The organism is Exiguobacterium sp. UBA3968 (genome assembly GCF_002385115.1).
Lineage (GTDB): Bacteria > Bacillota > Bacilli > Exiguobacteriales > Exiguobacteriaceae > Exiguobacterium_A.
The window spans coordinates 212,874-239,761 of the sequence record NZ_DGCW01000007.1 but is presented as its reverse complement, the minus strand read 5'-3'; the positions used below and the strand labels follow the sequence as shown (position 1 = coordinate 239,761).

The 26,888-nt window shown below is 48.0% G+C and carries 25 protein-coding genes; 17 read left to right on the top strand and 8 right to left on the bottom strand.

Translation table 11 applies throughout. From position 1 onward, the window contains the following. Positions 1–173: 173 nt before the first annotated feature. The 7 genes from B3S86_RS13930 to dnaA all read right to left on the bottom strand — a co-directional run bounded on the left by B3S86_RS13930 (position 174) and on the right by dnaA (position 10,126). Positions 174–1,217: an HD-GYP domain-containing protein gene (locus tag B3S86_RS13930; RefSeq protein WP_035411716.1), complete on the bottom strand. Its 1,044-nt coding sequence runs from the start codon at positions 1,215–1,217 to the stop codon at positions 174–176. A gap of 88 nt (positions 1,218–1,305) precedes the next feature. After that, complete coding sequence (gyrA, locus tag B3S86_RS13925) at positions 1,306–3,918, bottom strand: DNA gyrase subunit A (RefSeq protein ID WP_290753832.1); 2,613 nt, start codon at positions 3,916–3,918, stop codon at positions 1,306–1,308. A gap of 27 nt (positions 3,919–3,945) precedes the next feature. Continuing rightward, a complete protein-coding gene (gyrB, locus tag B3S86_RS13920; RefSeq protein ID WP_200864062.1) occupies positions 3,946–5,859 on the bottom strand; it encodes a DNA topoisomerase (ATP-hydrolyzing) subunit B in 1,914 nt (637 codons plus the stop codon). 10 nt (positions 5,860–5,869) lie between these two features. After that, positions 5,870–7,024, bottom strand: a complete 1,155-nt coding sequence (gene recF / locus B3S86_RS13915) for a DNA replication/repair protein RecF (RefSeq protein ID WP_214856529.1) — start codon at positions 7,022–7,024, stop codon at positions 5,870–5,872. 1 nt (position 7,025) lies between these two features. Then, positions 7,026–7,247 carry a S4 domain-containing protein YaaA gene (yaaA, locus tag B3S86_RS13910; RefSeq protein ID WP_023469865.1) on the bottom strand — a complete coding sequence of 74 codons (222 nt, stop codon included), beginning with the start codon at positions 7,245–7,247 and terminating at the stop codon, positions 7,026–7,028. Positions 7,248–7,409: 162 nt separating this feature from the next. Next, the gene (gene dnaN / locus B3S86_RS13905) at positions 7,410–8,543 is read right to left on the bottom strand and encodes a DNA polymerase III subunit beta (protein ID WP_023469864.1); all 1,134 of its coding nucleotides are present in this window, start codon (positions 8,541–8,543) and stop codon (positions 7,410–7,412) included. A 191-nt stretch (positions 8,544–8,734) separates the two neighbouring features. After that, positions 8,735–10,126, bottom strand: a complete 1,392-nt coding sequence (gene dnaA / locus B3S86_RS13900) for a chromosomal replication initiator protein DnaA (RefSeq protein WP_035411721.1) — start codon at positions 10,124–10,126, stop codon at positions 8,735–8,737. Between the two features lie 736 nt (positions 10,127–10,862). On the opposite strand from dnaA, the gene rpmH reads away from it, so the two are divergent. From rpmH to B3S86_RS13860, 8 genes are all read left to right on the top strand, one after another. After that, positions 10,863–10,997, top strand: coding sequence for a 50S ribosomal protein L34 (gene rpmH / locus B3S86_RS13895; protein ID WP_012371910.1), 135 nt, complete (start codon positions 10,863–10,865; stop codon positions 10,995–10,997). A 166-nt stretch (positions 10,998–11,163) separates the two neighbouring features. Next, entirely contained in the window at positions 11,164–11,514 is a 351-nt protein-coding gene (gene rnpA, locus B3S86_RS13890; RefSeq protein ID WP_023469862.1) for a ribonuclease P protein component, read from the top strand. A 104-nt stretch (positions 11,515–11,618) separates the two neighbouring features. After that, complete coding sequence (yidC, locus tag B3S86_RS13885; protein ID WP_035411724.1) at positions 11,619–12,473, top strand: membrane protein insertase YidC; 855 nt, start codon at positions 11,619–11,621, stop codon at positions 12,471–12,473. Positions 12,474–12,620: 147 nt separating this feature from the next. Next, complete coding sequence (mnmE, locus tag B3S86_RS13880; RefSeq protein ID WP_056064613.1) at positions 12,621–14,003, top strand: tRNA uridine-5-carboxymethylaminomethyl(34) synthesis GTPase MnmE; 1,383 nt, start codon at positions 12,621–12,623, stop codon at positions 14,001–14,003. Between the two features lie 43 nt (positions 14,004–14,046). Beyond that, positions 14,047–15,936 (top strand): tRNA uridine-5-carboxymethylaminomethyl(34) synthesis enzyme MnmG, encoded by a 1,890-nt coding sequence (mnmG, locus tag B3S86_RS13875; protein ID WP_290753823.1) that lies wholly within the window; start codon positions 14,047–14,049, stop codon positions 15,934–15,936. 5 nt (positions 15,937–15,941) lie between these two features. Further along, entirely contained in the window at positions 15,942–16,658 is a 717-nt protein-coding gene (gene rsmG / locus B3S86_RS13870) for a 16S rRNA (guanine(527)-N(7))-methyltransferase RsmG (RefSeq protein ID WP_290753819.1), read from the top strand. Between the two features lie 48 nt (positions 16,659–16,706). Continuing rightward, on the top strand, positions 16,707–17,540 hold the full coding sequence (gene noc, locus B3S86_RS13865; protein ID WP_214856534.1) for a nucleoid occlusion protein: 834 nt from the start codon (positions 16,707–16,709) through the stop codon (positions 17,538–17,540). A gap of 38 nt (positions 17,541–17,578) precedes the next feature. After that, a complete protein-coding gene (locus B3S86_RS13860; protein WP_035411733.1) occupies positions 17,579–18,343 on the top strand; it encodes a ParB/RepB/Spo0J family partition protein in 765 nt (254 codons plus the stop codon). 37 nt (positions 18,344–18,380) lie between these two features. On the opposite strand, the gene yyaC is transcribed toward B3S86_RS13860, so the two are convergent. Further along, positions 18,381–18,998, bottom strand: coding sequence for a spore protease YyaC (yyaC, locus tag B3S86_RS13855; protein WP_035412220.1), 618 nt, complete (start codon positions 18,996–18,998; stop codon positions 18,381–18,383). 182 nt (positions 18,999–19,180) lie between these two features. Between yyaC and B3S86_RS13850 the strand changes: the two genes are divergently transcribed. The 9 genes from B3S86_RS13850 to dnaB all read left to right on the top strand — a co-directional run bounded on the left by B3S86_RS13850 (position 19,181) and on the right by dnaB (position 26,757). Then, positions 19,181–20,110 (top strand): mechanosensitive ion channel family protein, encoded by a 930-nt coding sequence (locus B3S86_RS13850; protein ID WP_214856536.1) that lies wholly within the window; start codon positions 19,181–19,183, stop codon positions 20,108–20,110. After that, positions 20,082–20,270, top strand: coding sequence for a DUF951 domain-containing protein (locus B3S86_RS13845; protein ID WP_023469853.1), 189 nt, complete (start codon positions 20,082–20,084; stop codon positions 20,268–20,270). Before B3S86_RS13850 ends, B3S86_RS13845 begins: the two co-directional genes overlap by 29 nt. 229 nt (positions 20,271–20,499) lie before the next feature. After that, positions 20,500–21,600 (top strand): redox-regulated ATPase YchF, encoded by a 1,101-nt coding sequence (ychF, locus tag B3S86_RS13840; protein ID WP_035411737.1) that lies wholly within the window; start codon positions 20,500–20,502, stop codon positions 21,598–21,600. Positions 21,601–21,720: 120 nt separating this feature from the next. Then, positions 21,721–22,008, top strand: coding sequence for a 30S ribosomal protein S6 (gene rpsF / locus B3S86_RS13835; RefSeq protein WP_035411738.1), 288 nt, complete (start codon positions 21,721–21,723; stop codon positions 22,006–22,008). Between the two features lie 23 nt (positions 22,009–22,031). Continuing rightward, positions 22,032–22,550, top strand: coding sequence for a single-stranded DNA-binding protein (gene ssb / locus B3S86_RS13830; protein ID WP_023469850.1), 519 nt, complete (start codon positions 22,032–22,034; stop codon positions 22,548–22,550). 44 nt (positions 22,551–22,594) lie between these two features. Further along, positions 22,595–22,825, top strand: a complete 231-nt coding sequence (rpsR, locus tag B3S86_RS13825; RefSeq protein WP_023469849.1) for a 30S ribosomal protein S18 — start codon at positions 22,595–22,597, stop codon at positions 22,823–22,825. A gap of 134 nt (positions 22,826–22,959) precedes the next feature. After that, on the top strand, positions 22,960–24,945 hold the full coding sequence (locus tag B3S86_RS13820; RefSeq protein WP_035411741.1) for a DHH family phosphoesterase: 1,986 nt from the start codon (positions 22,960–22,962) through the stop codon (positions 24,943–24,945). Next, positions 24,942–25,385 carry a 50S ribosomal protein L9 gene (gene rplI / locus B3S86_RS13815; RefSeq protein WP_023469847.1) on the top strand — a complete coding sequence of 148 codons (444 nt, stop codon included), beginning with the start codon at positions 24,942–24,944 and terminating at the stop codon, positions 25,383–25,385. The genes B3S86_RS13820 and rplI overlap by 4 nt, the downstream gene beginning before the upstream one ends. 19 nt (positions 25,386–25,404) lie before the next feature. After that, positions 25,405–26,757, top strand: a complete 1,353-nt coding sequence (gene dnaB, locus B3S86_RS13810) for a replicative DNA helicase (protein WP_023469846.1) — start codon at positions 25,405–25,407, stop codon at positions 26,755–26,757. Positions 26,758–26,888: the final 131 nt, after the last annotated feature.

The window sequence follows — 26,888 nt, the reverse complement described above, 5'->3', positions numbered from 1 at the left end:
ACTTTTTTGAAATTGTTTTTTCGTTTGTTTCAAGCGCTTGTCTTTGTTAAGGACATGTAATAATATATCATGCGTTTTATTATTGCGCAACACTTATTTTAAAATTATTTTTAAAATCATGAACAAACCTCTTGAACCTTACGAATTCGGCTCAAGAGGCTACTTATTCCTTATCAATCCATCAATTGAATGATGCTATGCTGTCGTTCTTCCATTAAATCAACGATGATCCTTCTTCCCTGGTCTTCATAAGAAATGACGGGGCGATCAAAGACTGGATTCTTTTGAGCGATTGTTGCAATCTTCCCATTACTCATCAATACGCGATCACCGACTTCAATCGGTAGAAGTAACTGTCCAAGCAACAATACATATTTTGAACAATATTGCATCGGTCGCGCTTTTAAATGACGATATGCGTCAAACGGCGTATACGCTTCCCGGTATGGGCGCCAACTTGTCATTGCAGCAAAAACATCTGCTACAATGAACAATCGAGCATGATCTGCAATCTTATCACCTTTTACCTTTAGAGGATAACCAGATCCATCTAAACGTTCATGATGTTGAACAATCAAACGATTTACCGTGTCGGAGATAATCGTCTCCTTTTGCAAGACTTGATATGCCATTGCCGGGTGACGTTGAAAAATTTCCTGTTGCATCGCTTCATAACGTTTCGTGTGACGCCATTCCATGATCCGCGCTAGTCCGTAATCCGCAAAATAAGATGCCGTCCACAGCTCATGGATCATTTTCCGTTCTTTTCTGACTGCTTCAGCAAGCATCTGGGCAACTGCTCCTCGATAAATGGCATGTCGCACAGTGTAAGCTTCCGTTCCCCGTTCAAGGAAGAATGGCAGAACATCTTGTCTCGTAATTTGTTCCGGGACGGACTGTTTGACCCAACTCAAAGCTTCATACACATTTGGCTTCATCCCCTGTTCCCATGACATGAAGACTTTATTATAGGAGCGAATGAACTCTTCAAAAGGATGTTCTATCTGCGCAGCCACTGTTTCAATCTGTATCTTTTCACCTTCGACAAGATCAGGACGATCCTCGATGGTGACTTCTTTAATCAAAAACCGTTGGATTCGTCGTAACTCGTCGGTTCCAATTTTTTTCCCTGCTTCTACGATCGGATGATCTGTATGTAAGTAGATCGATTCGGTTAAACGATCCCCGATGCGTAATTGGTCACTTGCCACTCGCATATCGCTTCGTTCCTTTCTCTTCTTTCTATATATGTAGATAAAAGCAGCAGAGTGGTATCACTCTGCTGCTTCCTTACTAACGTCTTGCTTACTCTTCCACTTCTTCTGAAGCATCCGATTCGACTACATTCTCTTCTGATACAAGATCCGTATCTTCGTCCGTTTCATCGGTTTCTTCTCGTTTCAGTTTCGCAACCGTTGCAACACGGTCACCTTCTTCAATTCGAATGACCTTCACCCCTTGGGTGTTGCGGCCGACACGTGAAATGTATTGCGAGTCTGTCCGAATAACGATACCGCTCTCTGTCATGATCATGATGTCATCATCGACATCAACGATTCGCATGGCAACGATTTGACCGACGCGATCTGTTACCTTACTCGCGATCAATCCTTTACCACCACGCGATTGACTACGGAACTCGGTCATCGGTGTTCGTTTACCGAATCCTTTTTCCGTAATAACAAGAACATCTTGTGCATCACGTGCAAGTTCCATCCCGACGACGAAATCGTCTGGGCGTAACGTCATCGCTTTGACACCACGAGCACCACGTCCCATCGAGCGGACATTCGTGATTGGGAAACGAATCGCTTTCCCGCTTGTTGAAACAGCAAAGACTTCATCATCCGTCGATGCAAGACGAACGGATGTCAATTCATCGTCTTCAAACAACCGAATCGCAATCAAACCATTTTTGTTGATCCGGGCATATGCGGACAACGGTGAACGTTTGACGCGTCCTTTACGTGTCATGAAGATCAATGATTTTTGCTCATCTTGAACGACTTCTTCCGTTTCGAGCGCTTCTTCCGTCTCTTCAATCTCTCCTTCAACCACCTCGACAGGTGCTTCAGTTGCTTGTTGCTCCTCAAGATAACGTTTGAAGTTGACTGGAATCATCGTCTCGACCTTTTCATCGCGTTCAATTTGGATGAGGTTGATGATCGGCACACCTTTTGATGTCCGGCTCATCTCCGGTACTTCGTATCCACGAATCCGGTAGACTTTCCCGCGGTTCGTAAAGAATAGAATCGTATCATGCGTCGAACAAGACAAGAGACGCGTAACGTAATCCTCGTCGTTCGTTCCGATTCCTTGAACGCCACGTCCACCGCGGCGCTGTGTCCGGTACGAATCCGTCGTCATCCGTTTGATATAACCACTGCTTGTCAACGTGATGATGATATCCTGTTCCGGAATCAAGTCTTCATCTTCGAATTCGATATGATCCATCCGGATTTCCGTCCGACGCTCGTCGTTGAAACGTTCCTTCAACTCCTCGAGTTCTGTCCGGATCAAATCAAGCAAGACTTCTTCACTCGCAAGGATGCGGTTCAGTTCCGCGATCAATTGCATGATTTCGTCATACTCTGCTTCAATTTTTTCCCGCTCAAGACCTGTCAGGCGTTGTAAGCGCATATCGAGAATCGCTTGTGATTGTTTCTCAGATAACGCAAAACGCTCCATCAACTGTTCACGTGCTGCGTCCGCTGTCCGGTTCCCGCGAATGATTTGAATGACTTCATCCAAATGATCAAGCGCAATCCGTAGACCAGCGAGCAAGTGTTCACGTGCTTCTGCTTTTTCGAGATCGAACTGTGTCCGACGACGAACGATTTCTTTTTGATGCTCGAGGTAATGATAGAGCATTTCTTTAAGCGTCAATGTTTTCGGACGTCCTCCGACGATCGCAAGCATGTTGACACCAAACGTCGTTTGCATCGACGTCTGTTTATACAAGTTGTTTAAGATGACACTTGCATTCGCATCACGACGGACTTCCATGACGATCCGCATACCGCGGCGATCTGACTCATCCCGTAAATCGGTGATACCTTCAATTTTTTTCTCGCGGACGAGATCGGCAATCTTTTCAACGAGGCGGGCTTTGTTGACCTGATAAGGCAACTCCGTCACGATGATCCGTTCGCGGTCTTTTTTCGTCTGTTCGATTTCTGCTTTCGCACGGACGATGATCGAGCCACGTCCTGTTTCATATGCGCGACGAATCCCGCTACGACCAAGAATTTCACCAGCCGTTGGGAAATCAGGTCCCGGAATGTGCTGCATCAGTTCTTGGATCGTGATTTCTGGGTCGTGAGACAATGCTAAGACACCATCGATGACCTCACCTAACTGGTGCGGCGGAATGTTCGTTGCCATCCCGACCGCGATCCCGCTCGAACCGTTGACGAGCAAGTTCGGGAAGCGCGACGGTAAGACTTCCGGTTCGCGTTCCGAACCATCGTAGTTATCTTTGAAATCGACTGTGTTTTTGTTGATATCGCGAACGATTTCCATTGCGATTTTAGACATACGGGCTTCCGTATATCGCATCGCTGCCGCCGAGTCTCCATCGACAGAACCGAAGTTTCCGTGTCCATCGACGAGTTCGTAGCGGTAGCTGAAGTCTTGCGCCATGCGGACCATCGTGTCATAGACGGCAGAATCCCCGTGCGGGTGATACTTACCGATGACTTCCCCGACGATACGGGCAGACTTTTTATGTGGTTTATCGGCACGAATACCGAGGTCGTTCATCGCATAGAGAATCCGGCGGTGTCCGGGTTTTAAGCCGTCCCGTACGTCCGGAAGAGCACGTGCGACGATGACGCTCATCGCGTAGTCCATGAAGGACGTACGCATCTCTTGACTGATATTAATATCCTTGATGATTCCGTGATTTTGTTCGGACATGCTTCTGGCCACCCTCTCTGTTCAGCGTTAAATATCCAGGTTCTTGACGTAATGTGCGTGAGATTGAATGAAGTCGCGTCGTGGTTCGACCTGATCTCCCATCAAGATATCGAAGACTTCATCCGCTTCGATCGCATCTTGAAGCTCGACACGCAACATTTGACGACCACTTGGATCCATCGTCGTTTCCCAAAGCTGCTCTGGATCCATCTCTCCAAGACCTTTATAGCGCTGAATATCGTACCGTGCGTTTTCAGGAAGCGCTGCAAGCGCCTCTGTCAATTCACGTTCGTTATGCACGTACGTGATGTTCTTCCCTTGTTTGATTCCGTATAGCGGTGGCTGAGCGATATAGACGTATCCATGCTCGACAAGCGGACGCATGTAACGGTAGAAGAACGTCAACAAGAGTGTCCGGATGTGGGCACCATCGACATCGGCATCGGTCATGATGATGACTTTGTGGTAGCGTGCCTTCTCGATATTGAACTCAGAACCAATACTTGTCCCGAGTGCCGTGATGATCGTCCGGATCTCATTGCTTCCAAGAATCTTATCAAGACGTGCTTTCTCAACGTTCAAGATTTTACCGCGAATCGGTAAGATTGCTTGGAAATGACGATCACGTCCGGATTTCGCAGAACCACCCGCTGAGTCACCCTCAACGATATACAATTCGGAAATCGACGCATCACGTGACGAACAGTCGGCTAGTTTACCTGGAAGCGAGCTGACTTCAAGAACACCTTTGCGGCGTGTCAATTCACGTGCGCGTTTCGCTGCCATCCGGGCGCGCGACGCCATCATCCCTTTTTCGACGATTGCGCGTGCGTTCGTCGGATTTTCAAGCATGAACTGCTCAAATGCACCAGAGAAGAGCGAATCCGTGACCGTACGTGCGTCGGAGTTCCCGAGTTTCGTCTTCGTCTGTCCTTCGAACTGCGGGTTCGGGTGCTTGACGGAAACGATCGCTGTCATCCCTTCCCGTACGTCTTCACCGGACAGTGTACCGTCTGCATCCTTCATCAGACCGAACTTTTTCGCGTAATCATTGATGACGCGTGTCAAAGCTGTCTTGAAGCCGGTCTCGTGCGTACCACCCTCATGCGTCGGGATGTTGTTCGTGAACGAGTAGATATTTGACGCAAATCCATCGTTGTACTGAAGTGCGACTTCGACTTCGATGCCGTCTTTTGTGCCGTGTACGTAGACAGGTTCTGCGTGAACGACTTCTTTTGAACGGTTTAAGTGTTCGACGTAAGATTTAATCCCACCTTCGTAGTGGAAACTACGCGTCATCGGCTCATCCGCACGATCGTCCGTGATGATGATCTTCAAGCCTTTGTTTAAGAAAGCAAGTTCCCGCAGGCGTGTCGCTAGCAAATCGTAGTCATACTCGAGCGTTTCTTGGAAAATCTCACCGTCTGGGAAGAAACGAATCGTCGTTCCGGTCTCTTCTGATGTTCCAATCACTTCAAGATCTTGTGCTGGTACACCGCGATGATACGCTTGGTAATACAACTTTTCATTCCGTTTGACGAATACTTCAAGTTTCGTCGACAGGGCGTTAACGACCGAGGCCCCAACACCGTGTAATCCACCCGATACTTTATATCCGCCACCGCCGAATTTACCACCGGCGTGGAGGACCGTCAGGATGACCTCAACGGCAGGACGACCCATCTTCTCTTGAATGTCGACTGGAATACCGCGTCCGTTATCCTCGACTAAGATCGAGTTCCCTGGTTCGATTGTGACTTTGATCGTGTCACAGTATCCTGCGAGCGCCTCATCGATCGAGTTATCGACAATCTCCCATACGAGGTGATGGAGACCTTTTGATGCCGTCGAGCCGATATACATCCCTGGACGTTTACGTACTGCTTCTAATCCTTCAAGAACTTGAATCTGATCGGCACCGTATCCTTGTTCCAATTCCATATCTTCATGATTACTCATCGGTTTTCTCACCTACTGTTTCTTTATATGATGTCTCTTCCAAATCGACCGTCCCTTGTTTCACGTGGAACAACTTCGCTTGGTTGATCGTTTCATGCGCAATCCCATCGACGCTTGTCGTCGTCAGGATCGTCTGGACCTTTTGTTGCATCGTATCGAGCAAATGTGTTTGACGATGATCATCAAGCTCGGATAAGACATCGTCGAGTAGAAGAAGTGGATACTCTCCGACTTCCTCGTGAATCAATTCGATCTCTGCAAGCTTTAACGAGAGGGCTGCTGTTCGTTGTTGCCCTTGTGAACCATACGTTTGGACGTTTCGTCCGTTGACTTCCATCTCAAAGTCATCACGATGTGGTCCAAACAATGTAACTCCTCTTCGGATTTCATTTTCTTTTATTTTACCAAACTTCTGCGTGTAGGACGCAGTCATTCCTTCGACATCGAGTAATTCATTGCCAAATGTGTCCGAACGATAGATGAGCGCGAGTTCTTCCTGTCCACGACTAATTCCGTCATGAATCGGTCGTGCCCACTTTTCGAGTTGGGCCATGAAATGATGGCGGCGCTGAACGATTTTAACGGCTAGCGTAATCATTTGCTCCGTCAAGATATCAAGGAAGGTCTCGTCTCCTCCCTTCATGGACAGTTGTTTCAGCAACGCGTTGCGCTGCTTCAACACTTTCAGATACTGACTCAATTCATGCAAATAGACCGGGCTAACTTGACCGATCTCCATATCGAGAAACCGTCGGCGGACTTGTGGACTGCCTTTGACGATATGCAAATCTTCCGGGGCGAATAAAACGATGTTCAGTGCCCCGACATAATCACTCAAGCGTCGTTGCTCTAGATGATTTAGTTTTGCTTTTTTCCCGCGACCCGAGATGACGATCTCCTGGACATGAGAACCTGTTCGTTTGACGACACGTCCTTCGACGCGCGCTGTCTCCTGGTCCCAACCAATCAGTTCCTTATCATGCGTCGTCCGGTGAGACTTCGCGAGAGCGAGAACATAGATCGCTTCCAATAAGTTCGTCTTCCCTTGTGCATTTTCACCAATCAGAACATTCGTCTTTTCGGAGAATGACAGTTCGAGTGCGTCATAGTTGCGATAATGACTGAGTCGGACTGAATCCAGCCGCACGTTAGTTACCCTCGTTCTTGATGATGAACTGACCGTAGTCTTCTACATCAATGATGTCTCCATCCCGTAATTTACGACCACGTCGCTGATCGACTTCGCCGTTGACTAGAATTGGCACCTCTGCTAAAAACGGTTTGGCTTGTCCTCCGCTTGAGATGATATCCGACAGTTTCAGGAACTGCCCTAATGTGACATATTCCGTTGTAATTCTGATTTCTTGCATGGATTGACTCCTCCTACCTACATATTATAAATGACGTACTCTTTATTGTACTAAATATTGAACGATTTAGCAAAATTCCCGAACGTATATACGCTATACGAAAAAGACGGGTCCGATGTCGAAACGATCGAACCCGTCTTGTCACGTGTTTTATGTTGATGCTTACGCCGTCCGGACTGGAAGAATCAGTTGCAAGACGTTATCTTGATCAACTGGATGCAAGATGAATGGACGAATCGAACCCGTGAACTGGATTTCGATATCTGTCGCGTCAAGCGCCTTTAAGGCATCCATCATGTACTTCGAGTTGAACGAGATTTTCAGTTCTTCCCCTTCAAGCGAAAGGATGCTGACTTGCTCCGAGACTTTCCCGACTTCTGGTGAATGCGAAGAAATCTCGACCGCTGTCGTTCCTTCAGCTGCAAACTTGATGACGTTGTTACGGTCCTCACGTGCGAGCAGTGACGCGCGATCGATTGCTTGGAGCAATTCTTTCGCGTTCATGCGGACAGCTGTCCGATACTCTTCTGGAATCAAACGTGATGTATCCGGATAGTTTCCGTCAAGTAGACGTGAGAAGAAGAGGACGTGTTTCATCTTGAACAAGATTTGTTGGTTCGTGATCGTAATATCCACATGACCGTCCCCAAGTAACTTCGATAATTCATTTAAGCTCTTACCAGGAACGATGACGTTCTGGAACGAGATGTCCGTATCTGTCTCAAACTGAGCACGACGCAGGGCTAAACGGTGACTATCCGTTGAGACACACGTCAAGATGCCTTTGTCGGCTGAGAAGTTCACACCTGTGAGAACAGGACGTGTTTCTTGAACAGCGACAGCAAAGCTTGTTTGACGAATCATCGACCGTAAGAGATCAGCCGGTAAACGGAAACGTTGTCCCCCATCGACTTGTGGAAGACGTGGGAACTCATCTGGATCAAGACCGTTTAAATGGAATTCCGCTGTTCCTGACTGAATCCGTGTCATGAAGTTCGGTGAGACTTCAAGTGTCACTTCGTCTTTTGGCATCTTTTTGACGATATCGCCGAAGAAGCGGGCATTCAAGACGACACTACCAGCACGGTGGACCGTGACATAAGACGTTCCGTTCTCTTCTGCATAGATCGTCCGTTCAATCGAGATTTCTGTATCGCTTCCTGTCAGCGTCATGCCATCTCCATGAGCTTCGAGTTTGATCCCTGTCAGAATCGGAATCGTCGTGCGGGATGAGACCGCTTTGGCTACATCTTGTACTGCTTGAATTAAAGCTTCGCGTTGAATGGTGATATGCATATCGTCGTTAGACTCCTCTCGAAAATAATGGGCATGCGCCCATCATAACATAATAATATATTTTTTTAATAATAGTCTTAGGGGCTGTGGATAATGTGGATAAGTCGGTGGATAACTTGATATAGAGCCAAAAACGGTGTGGATAAGTTGTGGATAACCACCCTACTTTATCCACATGTTTATCCACAGTTTTACGAATGCTTCAACTCATGCTTGATTTGTTCGATGACTTTTCCTGTTTCACCGTCTGATTTGATCAACATACTGATCTTTTCATGGGCATGGATGACGGTGGTATGGTCGCGTCCTCCAAATTCCTCCCCAATCTTCGGTAATGAGCTTTCCGTCATCTCACGCGAAAGATACATCGCGATTTGACGTGGAAAGGCAATCGATTTCGTCCGTTTCTTCGCCTTAAGATCATCAAACGGCAAGTTGAAATGCTTACTGACCGACTCCTGGATGTCACGAATCGTGACTTTACGCGGTTCAGCGACTGGCATGATGTTATGCAAGGCTTCTGCAGCGACATTTGGATCAATCGGTCGTCCGACGAGATTCGCATAAGCGATGACACGCGTCAACGCTCCTTCGAGCTCACGGATATTCGTATCAATCTGACTCGCGATGTAGAGCATGACTTCGTTTGAGACATCAAGCTGTTCAGCATTCGCCTTTTTCCGTAAGATTGCAATCCGTGTCTCGAGATCCGGTGGCGTGATGTCGGTAATCAATCCCCATTCAAAACGAGAACGGAGCCGATCTTCAAGCGTTGGAATCTCTTTTGGCGGTCGGTCACTCGAAATGATGATTTGTTTTTGGTCGTTATGCAGTGCATTAAATGTGTGGAAAAACTCTTCTTGCGTCTGTTCTTTGCCCGCAAGGAACTGGATGTCATCAATTAAGAGGACATCGATGTTACGGTATTTATTTCGAAACTCAACCGTCTTATTATCACGGATGGAGTTAATAAAGTCATTTGTAAAGCGTTCAGAAGAGACATAGGCAATCCGTGTCCCAAGATTTTGATCTTGAACGTACTGTCCGATGGCATGCATCAGATGGGTTTTGCCAAGACCAACGCCACCGTAGATGAAAAGCGGATTATATGCTTTAGCAGGTGCTTCAGCAACAGCCAGTGAAGCGGCGTGTGCAAAACGGTTCCCCGATCCGATGACAAATGTATCGAACGTGTACTTCTCATTTAATTGTCCAAGTTCACTCATCGTCAGTTCATCTGTCGGTTTGCGCGTGTTCAATGGACGTGATTTTGGAGCCGGTGTTGCGTCGATCCGTTCCTCTTCTTGTCGATCGAGCATTTTCTTCGCTTGTCCCTCTTCAATGAACTGAATATCGAGTCGGCTTCCGGTTACTTCCTCAACTGTGTCTTCAAGTAAAGATAAGTACTGGCGCTCAAGCCACGTCACCGTAAATGCAGCCGGTGCTGAAACGAGTAAAGTCGTTCCATTTAGCGTAACGCCTTCTGTGGACTTCAACCACATATCATAACTGGCTTTCGGTGTTCGTTCCTCTTCCTCAATCACAGATAAGACATTATGCCAAAGTTCGGCAGCGTTTTTCATAAATACCCCCCTTTTTTTATCAAGATAGAAAAAATTTGTACACAGGCTTATACACAGACAAAGTTAATGAAGAAACTCGACTTATCCCCATAACGTAAAAACTGTGGATAACGTTATCCACAGGTAGTTGAATCTGTGTATAAAGTTATCCACAGGGTGTGTATAACTTGTTTTGTCCTAAGCGATCAGGATCATGTTATGCACAATTAGTGTATCAAAAGAAATGAGCTCTGGCAATGGTTGGAATGATTTATCCACAAGTAAATTCAATCGTCCACAGGTAGTTACCCACAAGCTGTGGATAGTGTGGATAAATTGTGGATAAGAGGTGGATAACTTTTTGAAAGAGGAAGCGTTAAAAAAGAGTTATTCACAAAATACAAAAGAAGTGGAAAAAGGAAATCCAAAATCGAGGATTGACGTCGATTTTAAAAAATACTATCGTAGACAAAGTGAAGAGTTATCCACGGAAAGTGTGGATAATGTGGATAAGTCTGTGGATAGGTGGATAAGTCTATCAATCTGTTCTTTGTGATCCAGTCGCATTCTATTGTGTAATAGAGTTTGCATGCTGGAATCCTATCGCCTGTTTTTAAGAAACAAACCTTTACGCAAGGCGAGAAATCTTCCGAACTTTCATTGACAATGCCACAATCAGTTTATATAATGTACAAGACTGCCTTAAAGTAGAAAATAACAATTGGTTATAAAGATCTTTTAAAGGAGGTGCAGACGAATGAAACCAACTTTCAACCCAAACAACCGTAAGCGTAAAAAAGTTCACGGATTCCGTGCGCGTATGGCTACGAAGAGTGGCCGCCGTATCTTGGCTGCTCGCCGTCTTAAGGGCCGCAAAGCCTTGACTGTCTAATGCATTGATGCATCCATCACTTCGGGCATGATCCGAGGTGATTTTTTTTTATGTTTTTTAGTGTGTTCGTGCTTTTGTCACATGCGCCCTATCGCGTCGCATGTTTATTCTATGATATGATGAGAGACGACGAATTTTCGTAGTGTCAGGATGGAGTGTGAATAAGGTGAAGAAGGAATACCGCGTCAAGAAAGACAAGGAGTTCCAAGCGGTGTTTACTAAAGGAGCCTCTGTCGCAAATCGGCAATTTGTCGTGTATGCCTTGAAAAAGGAGCAACAGACTCACTTTCGGGTTGGTTTATCCGTCAGCAAGAAAATCGGGAATGCCGTCGTCCGGAATCAGGTGAAACGGTATCTTCGGGAAGCATGCCAGCAGCATGAAGCCTCGATTGCCCCGAATTATGATTTGGTGATCATCGCGCGTAATCCGGCCGCTAAGATGACCGCGCAAGAAGTGGCTGACAGTCTCCGTCACGTCCTCAAACGTTCCGGTGTCTGGATGCGATCAAAAAAATGAATCGTAGCAATGCATCCTGTTGATTTGTACGGCGCTCCCTTTCCTTGCCTTACTATAGAAGAAGATGGCGTTCGACAAAGCGTAAACAATTTCTAGGAGGAATTATGAACAAGAGAACTAAGATTTGGTTAACTCTCGGGCTCATGTCTGTGCTCGCGATCGTGTTATCAGGTTGTGCACCGACGAACTATGGCGCACACGAAGAGATCACAGCAAATACTGATGGTTTTTGGAAACATTATTTTGTTTGGCCGATGGCGTGGTTGATTCGCGAAATTTCGCATCTTGTCGGAAATGATTTCGGAATCGGAATCATCATCACGACACTTCTCGTTCGTCTTGTCATCCTTCCGTTGATGATCAAACAAACGAAGAGTATGGGTGGAATGCAAGTCATTCAGCCTGAAATGGTGAAACTTCGTGAGAAATACAGCTCGAAAGACCAAGAGACGCAACAGAAATTGCAACAGGAAATGATGAAGCTTTACCAAGAGCATAACGTCAATCCGCTTGCTGGCTGTTTACCGATCTTGATCCAAATGCCGATCTTGATTGCGTTCTATAACGCCATTATTTATACGCCGGCTATTTTCCAACACACATTCCTTTGGTTTAACCTCGGAAAACCGGATCCATTCTTCATCTTGCCGATCATGTCTGCGGTACTAACGTATCTACAGCAAAAAATCTCGATGGCAGGTCAAGAAGACAATCCACAAATGAAAATCATGCTCTACGTCTTCCCGATCATGATCTTCATCATGGGGGTCACACTCCCATCTGCCCTTTCTCTTTACTGGGTCGTCGGTTACATCTTCTCGATCATCGTCACGGTCGTCATCATGAAGCCAATGCGTGAAAAGATCAAAGTGCAGACAGAGGCAACACTTGCAGCAAAACGCGATAAGGAAGCGGCGCAAGCAGCTCCGGCTCCTAAAAAATCGAAAAAGAAACGCTAATACGTGAAGAGCGACGCTTTGTTTTGACAGAGTGTCGCTCTTTTTCTTTTGCGTCATTTCGTGTATAGTTGTTTCGTTATACCCATTGCAACGATTAAGGATTGAACACGTATAAAAAGACAGAAGAAAAACGAGGTGGAAGAACGGATGATGGAATTTGATACGATTGCCGCGATTTCGACGCCGATGGGAGAAGGGGCGATTGCAATCGTGCGCTTATCGGGTCCTGATGCAGTCGCTGTAGCCGACCGCGTCTATAAAGGAACCAACCGCTTGACGGAAGTACCAACCCATACGATTCATTACGGGAAATTGGTCGATCACGAGGCGGATCGTGTTGTTGATGAAGTAATGGTGAGTGTCATGCGCGCACCAAAGACGTTCACACGTGAAGATGTCATCGAATTGAATTGTCATGGGGGAGTCGTCGCGGTCAATCGTGTCCTCGAACTCATCCTCGCACAACCGGAAGTCCGATTAGCGGAACCGGGTGAATTCACGAAACGTGCGTTCTTGAACGGACGAATCGATTTGTCGCAGGCGGAAGCTGTCATGGATCTCATCCGCGCGAAGACGGATCGAGCGATGCATGTCGCCGTCAGTCAAATTGAAGGACGTCTCTCAAAACTCGTCCAAGACTTACGTCAACAACTGTTGCAGACGATTGCTGCGATCGAAGTCAACATCGATTACCCGGAATATGACGCAGAAGAGATGACACAACAGATCGTCGAACGTGACGCTGGAGCTGTCCGCGCGATTCTGGCAGAGTTATTAACAACGGCACGCCAAGGAAAAATCCTTCGTGAAGGGTTATCCACAGCGATCATCGGTCGTCCGAACGTCGGTAAATCGTCTTTGCTCAACACATTGGTGCAAGAAGCGAAGGCCATCGTCACGGATATCGCGGGAACGACACGCGATACGATCGAGGAGTACGTCAATGTTCGTGGTGTACCACTAAAGTTGATTGATACGGCAGGGATTCGAGAGACGGAAGATATCGTCGAACGGATGGGTGTCGAAAAGTCGCGTCAGGCTTTAAAGACGGCCGATTTGATCTTACTCGTCCTAAACGGGAACGATGTCCTAACGGATGAGGACGTTTTGCTGTTTGAAGCGATTAAAGGGATGAACGCAATCATCATCGTCAACAAGAGTGACTTGGCGCAACAGATTGATTTGGTACGTGTCACGGAACTTGCCGATGGTCGACCAATCGTTACGACGTCCTTGCTCGAAGAAGCAGGGGTCAACGATCTTGAAGCGGCGATTGCGAGTCTGTTCTTTGAACAGGGTGTCGAGAGTCAAGATATGACGTACGTCTCGAATGCACGACATATCCAACTGATCAAACGCGCGAGTCAAATGATTGAAGATGCCCTCGGTGCAGCAGAAGCAGCGATGCCGATTGACATGGTACAGATCGATTTACGACGGGCATGGGACACGCTCGGCGAAATCAATGGAGATACAGCACAGGATAGTTTATTGGATCAGTTGTTTTCGCAGTTCTGTCTCGGGAAATAATTCGAGACGACTGCGTGTGGAATAAGAAGGAGGAACCAGTACTATGGCTTATCAAGCAGGTGAATTCGACGTCATCGTCGTCGGAGCCGGACATGCCGGCATCGAAGCCTCTCTTGCTGCGGCACGAATGGGCTCGAAAACGGTCATGTTGACAATGAATCCCGATATGGTCGGATCCATGTATTGCAACCCGTCGATCGGTGGTCCTGCAAAAGGGATCGTCGTCCGGGAAATCGATGCGCTCGGTGGTGAAATGGCACGCGCGATCGATGCAACGTATATTCAAATGAAAATGTTAAACACGTCAAAAGGACCTGCCGTGCGAGCATTACGCGCACAGGCAGATAAATTCGAATACCAAAACCGGATGAAAAAAGCGCTTGAGGATGAGCCGAATTTGCTCTTACGTCAAGCGCTCGTCGAACGGTTGTTGATTGACGACGAAGGACGCTGCGTTGGTGTCGTCACGAATACTGGAGCGGAATACCGGGCAAAAGCGGTCGTCATCACGACAGGAACTTTCATGCGCGGGAAAATCATCATCGGTGAATTGTCGTACGAGAGTGGTCCGAACAATCAGATGCCATCGATCAATCTATCGAAACATCTTGAAGAACTTGGATTTGAGCTCGCACGTTTCAAGACAGGTACACCACCGCGCATCGACGGGAAAACGATCGATTACTCGAAGACGGAGATCCAACCAGGTGACGAAGTAGCGCTTCCGTTTAGTCATGAAACGACACAGATGATCACGGAACAAATTCCATGCTGGTTGACGTATACGACGGAGTATACGCATCAATTGATCGATGCGAATCTACACCGTTCACCGATGTTCTCTGGGATGATTAAAGGGACAGGTCCCCGTTATTGCCCATCGATCGAAGATAAGGTCGTCCGGTTCAACGATAAACCGCGTCACCAAATCTTCCTTGAGCCAGAAGGTCGCGATACGGAAGAAGTCTACGTGCAAGGGTTATCGACAAGTTTACCGGAAGACGTTCAACACGATATTCTCCGCTCGATTCCTGGGCTTGAGAATTCAGAAATGATGCGTCCTGGTTATGCGATTGAATACGATGCTGTCGTTCCGACACAACTCTGGCCAACGCTCGAAACAAAACGTGTTCCTGGTTTATTCACAGCGGGTCAAATCAACGGAACAAGTGGTTATGAGGAAGCAGCGGGACAAGGGATCATGGCAGGAATCAATGCTGGACTACAAGTTCAAGGCAAAGAACCACTCATCTTGTCACGTTCACAAGGCTACATCGGTGTCATGATCGATGATCTCGTCACGAAAGGTACGAACGAACCGTACCGCCTCTTGACGTCACGTGCCGAGTACCGCTTGTTGCTCCGTCATGATAATGCGGATCTTCGTCTGTCGGAAATCGGACATGAACTCGGTTTGATCTCGGAAGAACGCCAAGCGAAGTTGCTCGACAAACAAGAGCAAATCCGTCTTGAGATGAAACGTCTTGAGAAGGTCGTCATCAAAGCGACACCGGACGTGAATGCACAGCTAGAAGCGATTGGTGCATCGCCACTTAAGGAAGCTCTGCATGCGATCACGTTGCTGAAACGCCCGGAAATCACGTATGCGATGATCGCGCAGATGACACCACCGGAAACACCATTGTCTGCAGAAGCAGCAGAACAAGTCGAAATCCAAGTCAAATATGCTGGCTACATCGATAAACAACTCGATCAAGTCGAAAAAATGATGCGGATGGAGCAAAAACGGATTCCGGATCGTCTCGATTACGATGCGATCAGTGGATTAGCGATTGAAGCGAAACAAAAACTAAACCAAGTGCGTCCGCTCTCGATCGGACAAGCATCCCGGATTTCAGGGGTTAACCCGTCTGATATCTCGATCCTGCTTGTCTATATCGAACAAGGCCAATACGCATTGACTGCGGAGTGAACGAGATGAACCAACAGCAATTCGTAACAGCATTGGCAGCACAGGGACTTGAGGTCTCAGAACATCAGTTGCATCAATTCAAGCGGTATTATGAACTGCTCGTCGAGTGGAATGAAAAGATGAACCTGACGGCGATTACCGATGAAGAAGGTGTCTATTTAAAGCACTTCTATGACTCGATCACAGCAGCGTTCTATTTTGATTTCACGACAGTCACGACGGTTTGTGATGTCGGAGCAGGTGCCGGGTTCCCGAGTCTGCCGATCAAAATCATGTTCCCGCACCTTCAAGTGACGATCGTCGATTCACTGAACAAACGAATTGGCTTCCTGAATCATTTAGCGACGGAACTTGGACTCGAAGGTGTCGCGTTCCATCATGGACGCGCAGAAGAGTTCGGTAAAAATAAACAATTCCGCGAACGATTTGACGTCGTGACCGCACGTGCGGTTGCCCGGATGTCCGTTCTCGCGGAATATTGCCTACCACTTGCGAAAGTCGGAGGACAATTCGTTGCCTTGAAGGCGGCGAAAGTCAGTGAAGAGCTTGAGGATGGTGCGATTGCCTTGAAAGTACTCGGTGGGAATTTACGGGAAAGTTTCCAGTTCCAATTGCCAGGCGAGGAAAGTGAGCGTAATATCGTTATTGTAGATAAAAAACGAACAACACCCGGGAAATATCCGCGTAAAGCGGGAACGCCTGCGAAAGATCCATTAAGCTAAACACCGTTTCACGTGAAACGGTGACTGATAAAGGTGAGGTGCGCCAACGTGAGAAATGCAATTGCCAAACTGCTCGGTAAACCTGCTACGATCGAGCTTGACCCACAAGAGACGGTTCAGGAATTACCATTGACAGAACTTGTCGCGAATCAGTTCCAACCACGGACTGTGTTTGACGGGGACCGAATTGAAGAACTAGCGGTTACGATCGAAGAGCACGGGTTACTCCAGCCGATCGTCGTTCGAAAACAAGGAACAGGGTACGAAATCATTGCCGGAGAACGACGGTACCGAGCAGTGCGCTCGCTTGGCTGGGAAACGATTCCTGCCATCGTCAAAGAGATGACGGACGAGACGACTGCTTCCCTGGCATTGATTGAAAATCTGCAACGCGAAGACTTGACACCAATCGAAGAAGCGGAAGCTTATGAGCGTTTGCTTGCATTACAAGACATCACGCAAGAAGTGTTAGCCCGTAAGCTCGGACGTAGTCAGTCGACGATTGCCAACAAATTACGTTTGCTCCGATTGCCAACGGATGTCCGGGAAGCATTGAAGCAACGGACAATCACGGAACGTCACGCCCGAGCGTTATTGCCGCTTAAGGATGAAGCGTTACAAGTAACGGTACTCGCTGAAATTCTGGAACGGGAATGGAACGTCAAGGAGACGGAGCGCCGGGTGGAACGATTGATGACACCACAGCCACCGAAGAAAAAACGTCATAAAAGCTTTGCACGAGATACACGAATCGCGTTAAACACCTTGCGGGATTCCGTCGATATGATCGAGCAGACTGGATTGACGATCGAAAAAGAAGAAGTCGATTGCGAAGAATATGTAGAGGTGCGAATTCGCATCGTGAAGGCACGTCCGGAATAAGCGGTCGTGCCTTCCGCTACGTTTAGGAGAGAAAGCACGTGAATGAATTACCTGTTCGGGCGATTCGCCCGAATCCGACTCAACCTCGGAAACGATTCAATGAAAAAGCATTAGAAGAGTTAGCCCAATCGCTCGTTCGTCACGGGATGATCCAACCGATCGTCGTCCGACCACGAGATGGCTATTACGAAATCATCGCCGGTGAACGGCGCTATCAGGCGGCGAGTCGCGCAGGATTCGAACGTGTACCGGTCCTTGTGATTGAAGCAGACGAGACACGCGTCATGGAGCTCGCCTTGATCGAAAACATCCAACGAGCAGACTTATCTGCAATTGAAGAAGCGATGGCATATGCGGAGATGATCGAGGAATTCGGCATTACGCAAGCAGAGCTTGCACAGCGTGTCGGGAAAAGTCGTTCGCACATTACGAACAGCCTTCGACTGTTACAGTTGCCATTGCTTGTTCAACAAGCGGTCATGGACGAACGGTTGTCAATGGGACATGCCCGCGCGCTCCTGTCGCTGAAACATCCAAAGAAGATCGAACAGATGGCAGAACGGGTCATGGCGGAGAACTGGAACGTCCGTCGGTTAGAGCAGGCGCTTCGGGAACGTAAGGAAGCCGCCCGTCCGCAACAAGCGACCGCTGTTCAATTCGTCGAGGAATCACTTCGCGAAAAATACGGGGCGACCGTTCGGATTAAACAAGGAAAACAAGCAGGGAAACTCGAGATCGATTTTATAGACGAAGATGACCTCAATCGGTTGCTCGACTTGTTGTTACCTGAATCGGATCACTAAAAAGAAGCGATCCGGGCGACGGTTCGCTTCTTTTTGCTTACATTGAACGCGGCGTGAAAGAAATCGTCGTCCGTGTGGATTCAGCGGAGAGTTTCGCATCAAGTAAGTGGAAGCTGTTCGCGACGAGTTCCGCTAGTTCATAAACAAGGTGTAACCGTGTGTTCTGGAGAATCATCATCTCCATGAATCCACTGACGTTGACGACAGCCTTAATGTTGAAGTCACCGACCGCAGGCAATTCTTTTTGGACGCCGGCGCCGGGTGCGAGTGGACCTTCCGAGAAAAAGACATGTCCGACACTTGAAAGGCGACCGAGACACGCATCGATCGCGATGACGAGTGGACGGTAATGTGTCGTTTGGATCGAGTGAATGGTTTCTGCGAGATTCAGTGCATGGACGGGTTTAGCGAGTGTACCGTAGACGTGAAGATGAGCAGGCGCTTGTTTCTCGAGGAATGTCCCAACGAGTGGACCGAGTGAGTCACCTGTCGAACGATCAGAACCAATGCAGACGAGTACGATCGGACGTTTTTCTTGGACGGCAGAGACTTGTTCGAATAATTGTTCAGCTAAGCGTTCTTTCGCGAACGGTTCCGTATATTCTAAAAAGAAAGAATAGGGCTTGGGCTCGTGCGAATGAAAGCGGAAGTTCATCGAAATCATCCTTTCTTCTCTTGATGTCGGTGTCGTGGTGGATTGGCAAGAGTGAAGGGTTCTTAGATGATTTTCCTTTCCCGGTTTTTCCAGAAATCTAACGTCAAAATCGGCTCTTTGGTTGAAACTCGATTAAAATCACGTATACTGTCGTAATAGAGAGAATAAGAAAGGATGAGAGAATGGCTACCAATCAAGATGTACAAGAATCCGTCGCCCAAGTCGATAAATTGATCAATCAAGTAATGGATGCGGATATGTGGATTCGTTTTGGGATGAAACTACTGATTGCGCTCATCATTATCGCGGCGTTCTACGTGTTGACGCGCGTTTTGACTGGGGCAGTCTCACGTCTCTTTACGATCAGGAAAATCAATGAACAGGACTACTTGGCGCAACGACAGAACGAGACGCTGTTGAAGTTGCTCCAAAATGCGATTCGTTACGTACTTGGAATCATCATGTTGTTGACAGTGCTTAGTCAGTTCGGAATCAACATCACCGGTCTCGTCGCCAGTGCCGGAATCGCTGGTCTCGCGATTTCGTTTGGTGCGAAGAACTTGGTGCAAGATATCATTACAGGAGCGTTCATCATCTTCGAACGTCAGTTTAAAGTCGGAGATTATGTACGCGTCGGTGTAATCGAAGGCGTCGTGACGGAACTTGGTATCCGGACGACAAAACTCAAAGGACTCAACGGGGAAATCCACATCATCCCGAACGGTCAGATTTTGCAAGTCACGAACTATTCGGTCGACAACAGTTTCGCACTCGTCGATGTCCAAGTCTCCTATGATGAGGATCTTGAACGCGTCGAACAAGTTCTGCATGAGATTGCAGACCGGACGACGAAGAAGTATGTCGATATGTTCGTCGAGCCGATTCAGATGCTCGGTGTTCAGACACTTGGTCCTTCAGAAGTCGTCTATCGTTTGATGGCAGAAGTACCACCGATGCAACATTTCCAAGCTGGTCGTCTGATCCGGAAGGAATTGAAGCAAGGACTCGAAGAAGAAAACATCAAGATCCCGTATCCACGGATGGTCATGATGAATCCAGAACAAAAGAATGGTGGACAGACGGATGATTCCAAAAACGTATCAACTCCATGATTATGTTGAGATGAAGAAGCAGCATCCATGTGGAACGAACCGATGGCAGATCATTCGGGTCGGCATGGATATCCGAATCAAATGCCAAGGTTGCGGGGCGAGCATTTTAATGCCACGTCGTGATTTTGATAAACGATTGAAAAAAGTCTTACCAGAGTGACGAAAAAGCGGATGTGATTCTCGTGATCACATCCGCTTTTTCGTTGTCTTTCATAAGCGAAGTGATTGTGTTCGATTAGAGCGTGATTAAAAAAGACGGTCGAGCTCCTTGCTTAAAAAAAATGAACTATCTATAATTGTGAAAGATGTGCTGACGTGGTGTAATCATTCTACCCACTGCGGCCGCTAGCACGGATTTCCTAGGAAATACCGAAAAGGAGGAATTCCAAGTGGGATTAACAGCAGGAATCGTTGGCTTACCAAACGTAGGAAAATCAACACTTTTTAACGCCATCACACAAGCAGGTGTCGAGGCAGCGAACTATCCGTTCGCAACGATCGACCCGAACGTCGGTGTCGTTGAAGTACCAGATGCACGTCTTCGGAAATTGACAGAACTCGTCAACCCGAAAAAGACGATCCCGACAGCATTCGAATTCACGGATATCGCCGGTATCGTAAAAGGTGCGTCTAAAGGGGAAGGGCTCGGAAATAAATTCCTCGCGAACATTCGTGAAGTAGATGCGATCTGTCAGGTCGTGCGTTGTTTCGTAGATGAAAACATCACACACGTGGCCGGAAAAGTCTCACCGATCGATGATATCGAGACGATCAACCTCGAATTGATCCTCGCAGATCTTGAGCAGGTCGAAAAACGGATTCAGCGTGTCCAAAAACAAGTCAAGTCGCGCGATAAAAACGCAGCGGCTGAGCTTGAAGCACTTGAAATCGTGCAAGCGTTGCTCGAAGATGAGAAACCAGCACGTCTCGCTGAATTGAACGAAGATCAAGCAGCACTCGTCAAACACTTCCAATTGTTGACGATGAAACCGATGCTTTACGTCGCGAATGTCGGCGAAGATGAAGTCGCAGATGCAGACAGCAATGAGAACGTGCGTCTCGTCCGTGAATTCGCAGCAAAAGAAGGCGCAGAAGTCATCGTCATCTGTGCTCGGATCGAAGAAGAAATTGCAGAGCTTGAGCCGGAAGAGCGTCAAGAGTTCCTCGTCGATCTCGGAATCGAAGAGTCGGGTCTTGATCAATTGATCCATGCGGCGTACAGCACGCTTGGTCTTGCGACATACTTCACAGCAGGTGAAAAAGAAGTACGCGCTTGGACGTTTAAAAAAGGCATGAAAGCTCCACAATGTGCGGGTGTCATCCACTCGGACTTCGAACGCGGATTCATCCGTGCAGAAGTCGTTTCGTACGAAGATCTAGCAGCTGCAGGTAACATGGCGACAGTCAAGGAACAAGGTCGTTACCGTTCAGAAGGTAAGGAATATGTCTTCCAAGACGGCGATGTCGTCACGTTCCGCTTCAACGTCTAATCGAAAACGAATCGTTATTGCATAAAGCAAAATACTTTGGTAGTATTAACGAATGTGAGTAATGAATTATTGCTCCTTGCTCGAACATTCGAGCCGCCAGTCCAAGAGGAGGTGACAGATATGCGTAAATACGAAGTACTTTACATCATCCGTCCGGAACTTGATGAGGAAACACGCAAAGCAACAGTGGAGCGTTTTAACAAAGTCCTCACTGATAACGGTGGTACAGTTGATAAAACAACTGAAATGGGTAAACGTCGTTTCGCTTACGAAATCAATGATATGCGTGAAGGGTTCTACGTTCTTCTTAACGTTACTGCTGAACCAGCAGCTACAAAAGAACTTGACCGTCTCATGAAGATCAGTGACGATATCGTTCGCTTAATGATCACAAAAGACGAGAAATAAGCTGAAACAGGAGAGTGATTCTGATGATTAACCGCGTCGTTTTAGTCGGTCGGTTAACTCGTGACCCGGAAATGCGTTATACGCAGAGCGGGATTGCGGTAACGCGATTCACACTCGCATGTGACCGTCCTTTCACAGGGCAAGATGGGAAGCGAGAAGCTGATTTCATCGATTGCGTCGTTTGGCGCAAGCAAGCAGAGAACGTTGCTCAGTATTTGAAGAAAGGTAGTCTTGCTGGTGTAGAGGGTCGCCTCCAGATTAGCAGCTACGACGATAAAGAAGGGCAACGCCGTTACCGTGCGGAAGTCGTCGCTGATAGCGTCCGCTTCCTTGAATCACGTAACGCGAGCCGTTCTTCGGATGGTAGCGAAGGCTACGCTTCATCAACTGGTGGAAACGGGAATGCTGCAGGATGGGGTTCACAGCAACAGCAGAACAACTCTTCCTCGCCAGCACCCGCTTCATCGAATTCGGGCTTCGGCGCTGATCCGTTCAGCGGCGGTAGTTCGATCGACCTTTCAGACGACGATCTCCCGTTCTAAGGAAATCGTCCTGAAAAATCCAAGTTAAAAAGGAGGTTAATCACATGGCACGTCGTCCAGGTGGAAAACGTCGTCGTAAAGTATGTTACTTCACGTCGAACCACATCACTCATATCGATTATAAAGACGTAGAACTTCTCAAACGTTTCATTTCGGAACGCGGTAAGATTCTTCCACGTCGTGTGACTGGTACTTCAGCGAAATACCAACGTCCACTTACAATCGCAATCAAACGCGCACGTCAAATGGCTTTAATTCCATACGTGGCTGACTGATTTCGTAGCACCATCCTCAAGCGTGAGGGTGGTGCTTTTTTTCGCTTCTCTTTCATCCCCTCCTGCTTTTCGGTTATAATAAACAAGTTACTAAAAATTTTAATTAACCCTATAGAGCATATAAGGAGGACACGATGGAGTCAGGTCAACAAGTATCACCGGAACGCGAACGACGTATCGTTCGCTTCATTCCGTATCTATTAATCGTCGGTCTGCTTCTCGTCGTCGCTGTCCGCGAACCGGTCATCTCTGCCATCGGAGCCGTCGTGACTGCCCTCCTCTTCGGATTGCACCTATTCGAAGAACGTCGTGCACGCAGGGCATGGGAGACGTACGTCGCCGGAATCTCGATGCAAGTCGAGGAGACGGGACAAGATGCGTTGACGAACATGCCAATCGGGATTTTGTTATACGATGAGGAAACGCTTGTCACCTGGTTCAATGATCCGATGCGGGATATCTTTGATGATGTAGCAATGGGACAGACGCTCAATGAGCTCGATCCCTTATTCATCGAAATGGTCGCGACGAATGAGGATCAAGCGACGCTTGAAATCGGCGATGCCGTGTATCGTGTCTTTTCGAATCATGAGAACCGGACCTTTTACCTGTTCGATATGACGGAAGAAGCACAAGTTGAACAACAACTCGTCGATAATCAGACGGTCATCGGTGTCATCTATCTCGATAACTACGATGAGATGACACAAGGCATCGAGGATCAGTTACGCAGTGAACTGAACAGCCGGGTCACGCAGTTGTTGAATCACTGGGCAGCGGAACACGGGACGTATATCAAGCGGACCGCGTCCGATCGGTATTTCATCGTTACGACAGAAGAGAATCTACGGATTCTCGAACGATCGAAGTTTACGATTCTGGATACGGTTCGGGAAGAGACGAGTCAACGCGGCGTCCAGTTGACGTTATCCATCGGAATTGGTTGCGGAAGTGACCCGATTCCGGCGCTTGGTCAGATGGCTCAGTCGAGTCTCGATCTTGCGCTGGGACGAGGAGGCGACCAAGTCGTCATCAAACGTGATGGGAAGGTCCGCTTTTACGGCGGCAAGACGAATCCGACGGAAAAACGGACGCGCGTCCGGGCCCGGGTCATCGCTAATTCGCTTCGTGACTTAATGCAGGAATCGAGCCGTGTCCTGATCATGGGTCACAAAAATCCAGACATGGATGCACTCGGATCAGCAATTGGCATTTTGAAGCTTGCGGAAATGAACGATAAGGAAGCACATATCGTCTTACCACCGGAAGAAATCGGACGCGGGATTCGCCGGATGATGGATGAGATTGCCGAAGTACCACAACTCGAGACACGATTCGTCAATGCGTTTCAAGCTGATCAATTGATCGACGATCAGACGTTACTCGTCGTCGTCGATACACACAAACCATCGCTTGTTGTCGTACCGGCCTTGCTCGATCGATTCGAGCATATGGTCGTGATTGATCATCATCGTCGGGGCGAAGATTTCATCGAAGATGCGGTTCTCGTGTATCTTGAGCCGTATGCTTCTTCGACATCAGAGCTCGTCACCGAGCTGATCGAGTACCAACCGACGAATCAGAAACTGGCGATGCTTGAAGCGACGGCGTTACTCGCTGGGATCATCGTCGATACGAAAGGCTTTGCCCTGCGGACCGGTTCTCGGACGTTCGATGCTGCATCCTATTTACGCTCACAAGGTGCTGACACAGTGCTCGTACAAGAGTTTCTCAGTCAGGATCTTGAGACGTACGTCGAGCAGTCACATATCCTCGAGCGATCCGAAGTCTATACGGAAGGGATGGCGATTGCGACAGCAGAGCCAGGCGTCATTCACGATCAAGTATTGATTGCGCAAGCAGCCGATCAATTGTTATCGCTTCGAGGCATTCGCGCCGCTTTCGTCATCGCGGAACTTCAAGACGGACGAACGGCGATTAGCGCCCGTTCGCTTGGGGATGTCAACGTTCAGTTGATCATGGAGACGCTCGGTGGCGGCGGTCACTTGACGAACGCGGCGACACAGATGTCAGAATCAGTCGTCACCGTGGCGGATGCGTTGCGTAAAGCAATCGATCAATATTTAGAAGATGAGACAAAAGGAGAGGAATCAGAATGAAGGTTATTTTCTTACAGGATGTAAAAGGACAAGGGAAAGCAGGAGACGTCAAAGACGTGGCCGATGCTTATGCAAATAATGTACTCTTCAAGAAAAAGTTGGCGCGCCCTGCGACGACTGGCAACTTGAAGCAACATGAAGCACACGAACGTAAAGCAGCAGAAGAAGCGAAACAGAACTTGCTTGACGCGCAAGCGTTAAAAGAAAAAATCGAAAAAGAGACGATCGTCGTCTCGACGAAAGCCGGTGAAGGCGGTCGTGTCTTCGGATCAGTCACAAGTAAACAGATCGCAGAAGCACTTAAAAGCATGGGTTACAAGATCGATAAACGCAAAATCGAGCTCGAGCACCCGATCAAGGCACTTGGCTTTACGAAGGTACCATTGAAGTTACACAACGAAGTGACAGCGACACTGAACGTTCAGGTCAAAGAGGCGTGAGTAGAAAAGGGGACCGGTGATGAGTGAAGTCATGCAAAATATGCCTCCCCAAAGCATCGAGGCAGAACAAGCCGTCCTAGGGGCGATCATGATTGATGCGGATCGTTTGATCAGTGCATCGGAACGTCTGTTACCGCAGGACTTTTACCGTGCCTCTCACCAACGGATCTTTGAAGCGATGCTCGTGCTGTCCGACCGAGGCGAAGCGATCGACCTCGTTACGGTGACAGCCGAGCTCAGTACGCTCGGGATTCTAGATGAGATTGGTGGTCTACCCTATCTAGCGGAACTGGCAGAAGGGGTACCAACTGCAGCCAACATCAATTATTACGTCAACGTCGTTGACCAGAAGTCGACGCTCCGGCGTCTCATTCGGACGGCAGGCGAGATCGTCACTGATGGATACGAACGGCAAAATGAGGTCGATGTCCTGCTGAATGAGGCAGAACGGAAGATTCTCGAAGTATCACAAGGAAAAGGAAGCGCGAGCTTCATCCCGATCTCGGACGTCTTGACGAGTGCCTATGCAACGATTGATAAATTGCATAAGCAGAGCGGCGAGACGACGGGGATTCCGACCGGTTTCCAAGATCTCGATAAGATGACGGCCGGCTTCCAGCGCAACGATTTAATCATCGTCGCAGCACGTCCGTCGGTCGGGAAGACCGCGTTCGCCTTGAACATCTCGCAAAACGTCGCAACACGCGCTGACGAGAACGTCGCCATCTTCAGTCTTGAGATGGGTGCCGAACAGCTCGTCATGCGGATGCTCTGTGCCGAAGGAAACGTCGACGCGCAGCGTCTGCGGACGGGTCAACTCGAAGAAGAGGACTGGGGGAAGTTATCGCTTGCGATGAGTAACTTGTCTCAAGCCGGTATCTACATCGACGATACACCAGGTATTCGGGTCAATGATATCCGGGCGAAATGCCGTCGTTTGAAGCAGGAGCATGGTCTTGGGATGATCATGATCGATTACTTGCAGTTGATTCAAGGGAATGGTCGCTCTAGCGACAATCGTCAACAAGAGGTTTCGGAAATTTCCCGTTCCTTGAAATCACTCGCGCGTGAACTTGAAGTCCCCGTCATCGCCTTATCGCAGCTCTCGCGTGGGGTGGAGAGTCGTCAAGATAAGCGACCGATGATGTCGGATATCCGGGAATCGGGAGCGATCGAGCAAGATGCCGATATCGTCGCCTTCTTGTACCGTGATGATTACTACAATAAAGAAACGGAAGATGCGAATACGATTGAGATCATCATCGCGAAACAGCGGAATGGTCCAACCGGTACCGTCAAGCTCGCCTTCCGAAAAGAATTCAACAAGTTCGTGGATCTCGAGCCAAGCAACTCGTACGCGCCACCTGCTTAATCCAAGCTGCGTCTTGCCCTCGATGAATCGGAGGCAAAACGTAGCTTTTTTTTATTTTCACCTAAAGATTCTCAGTTTATTCACTAAAAACGATAATTAAACGAACGAAAGAGAATTGTAACAATTAATTG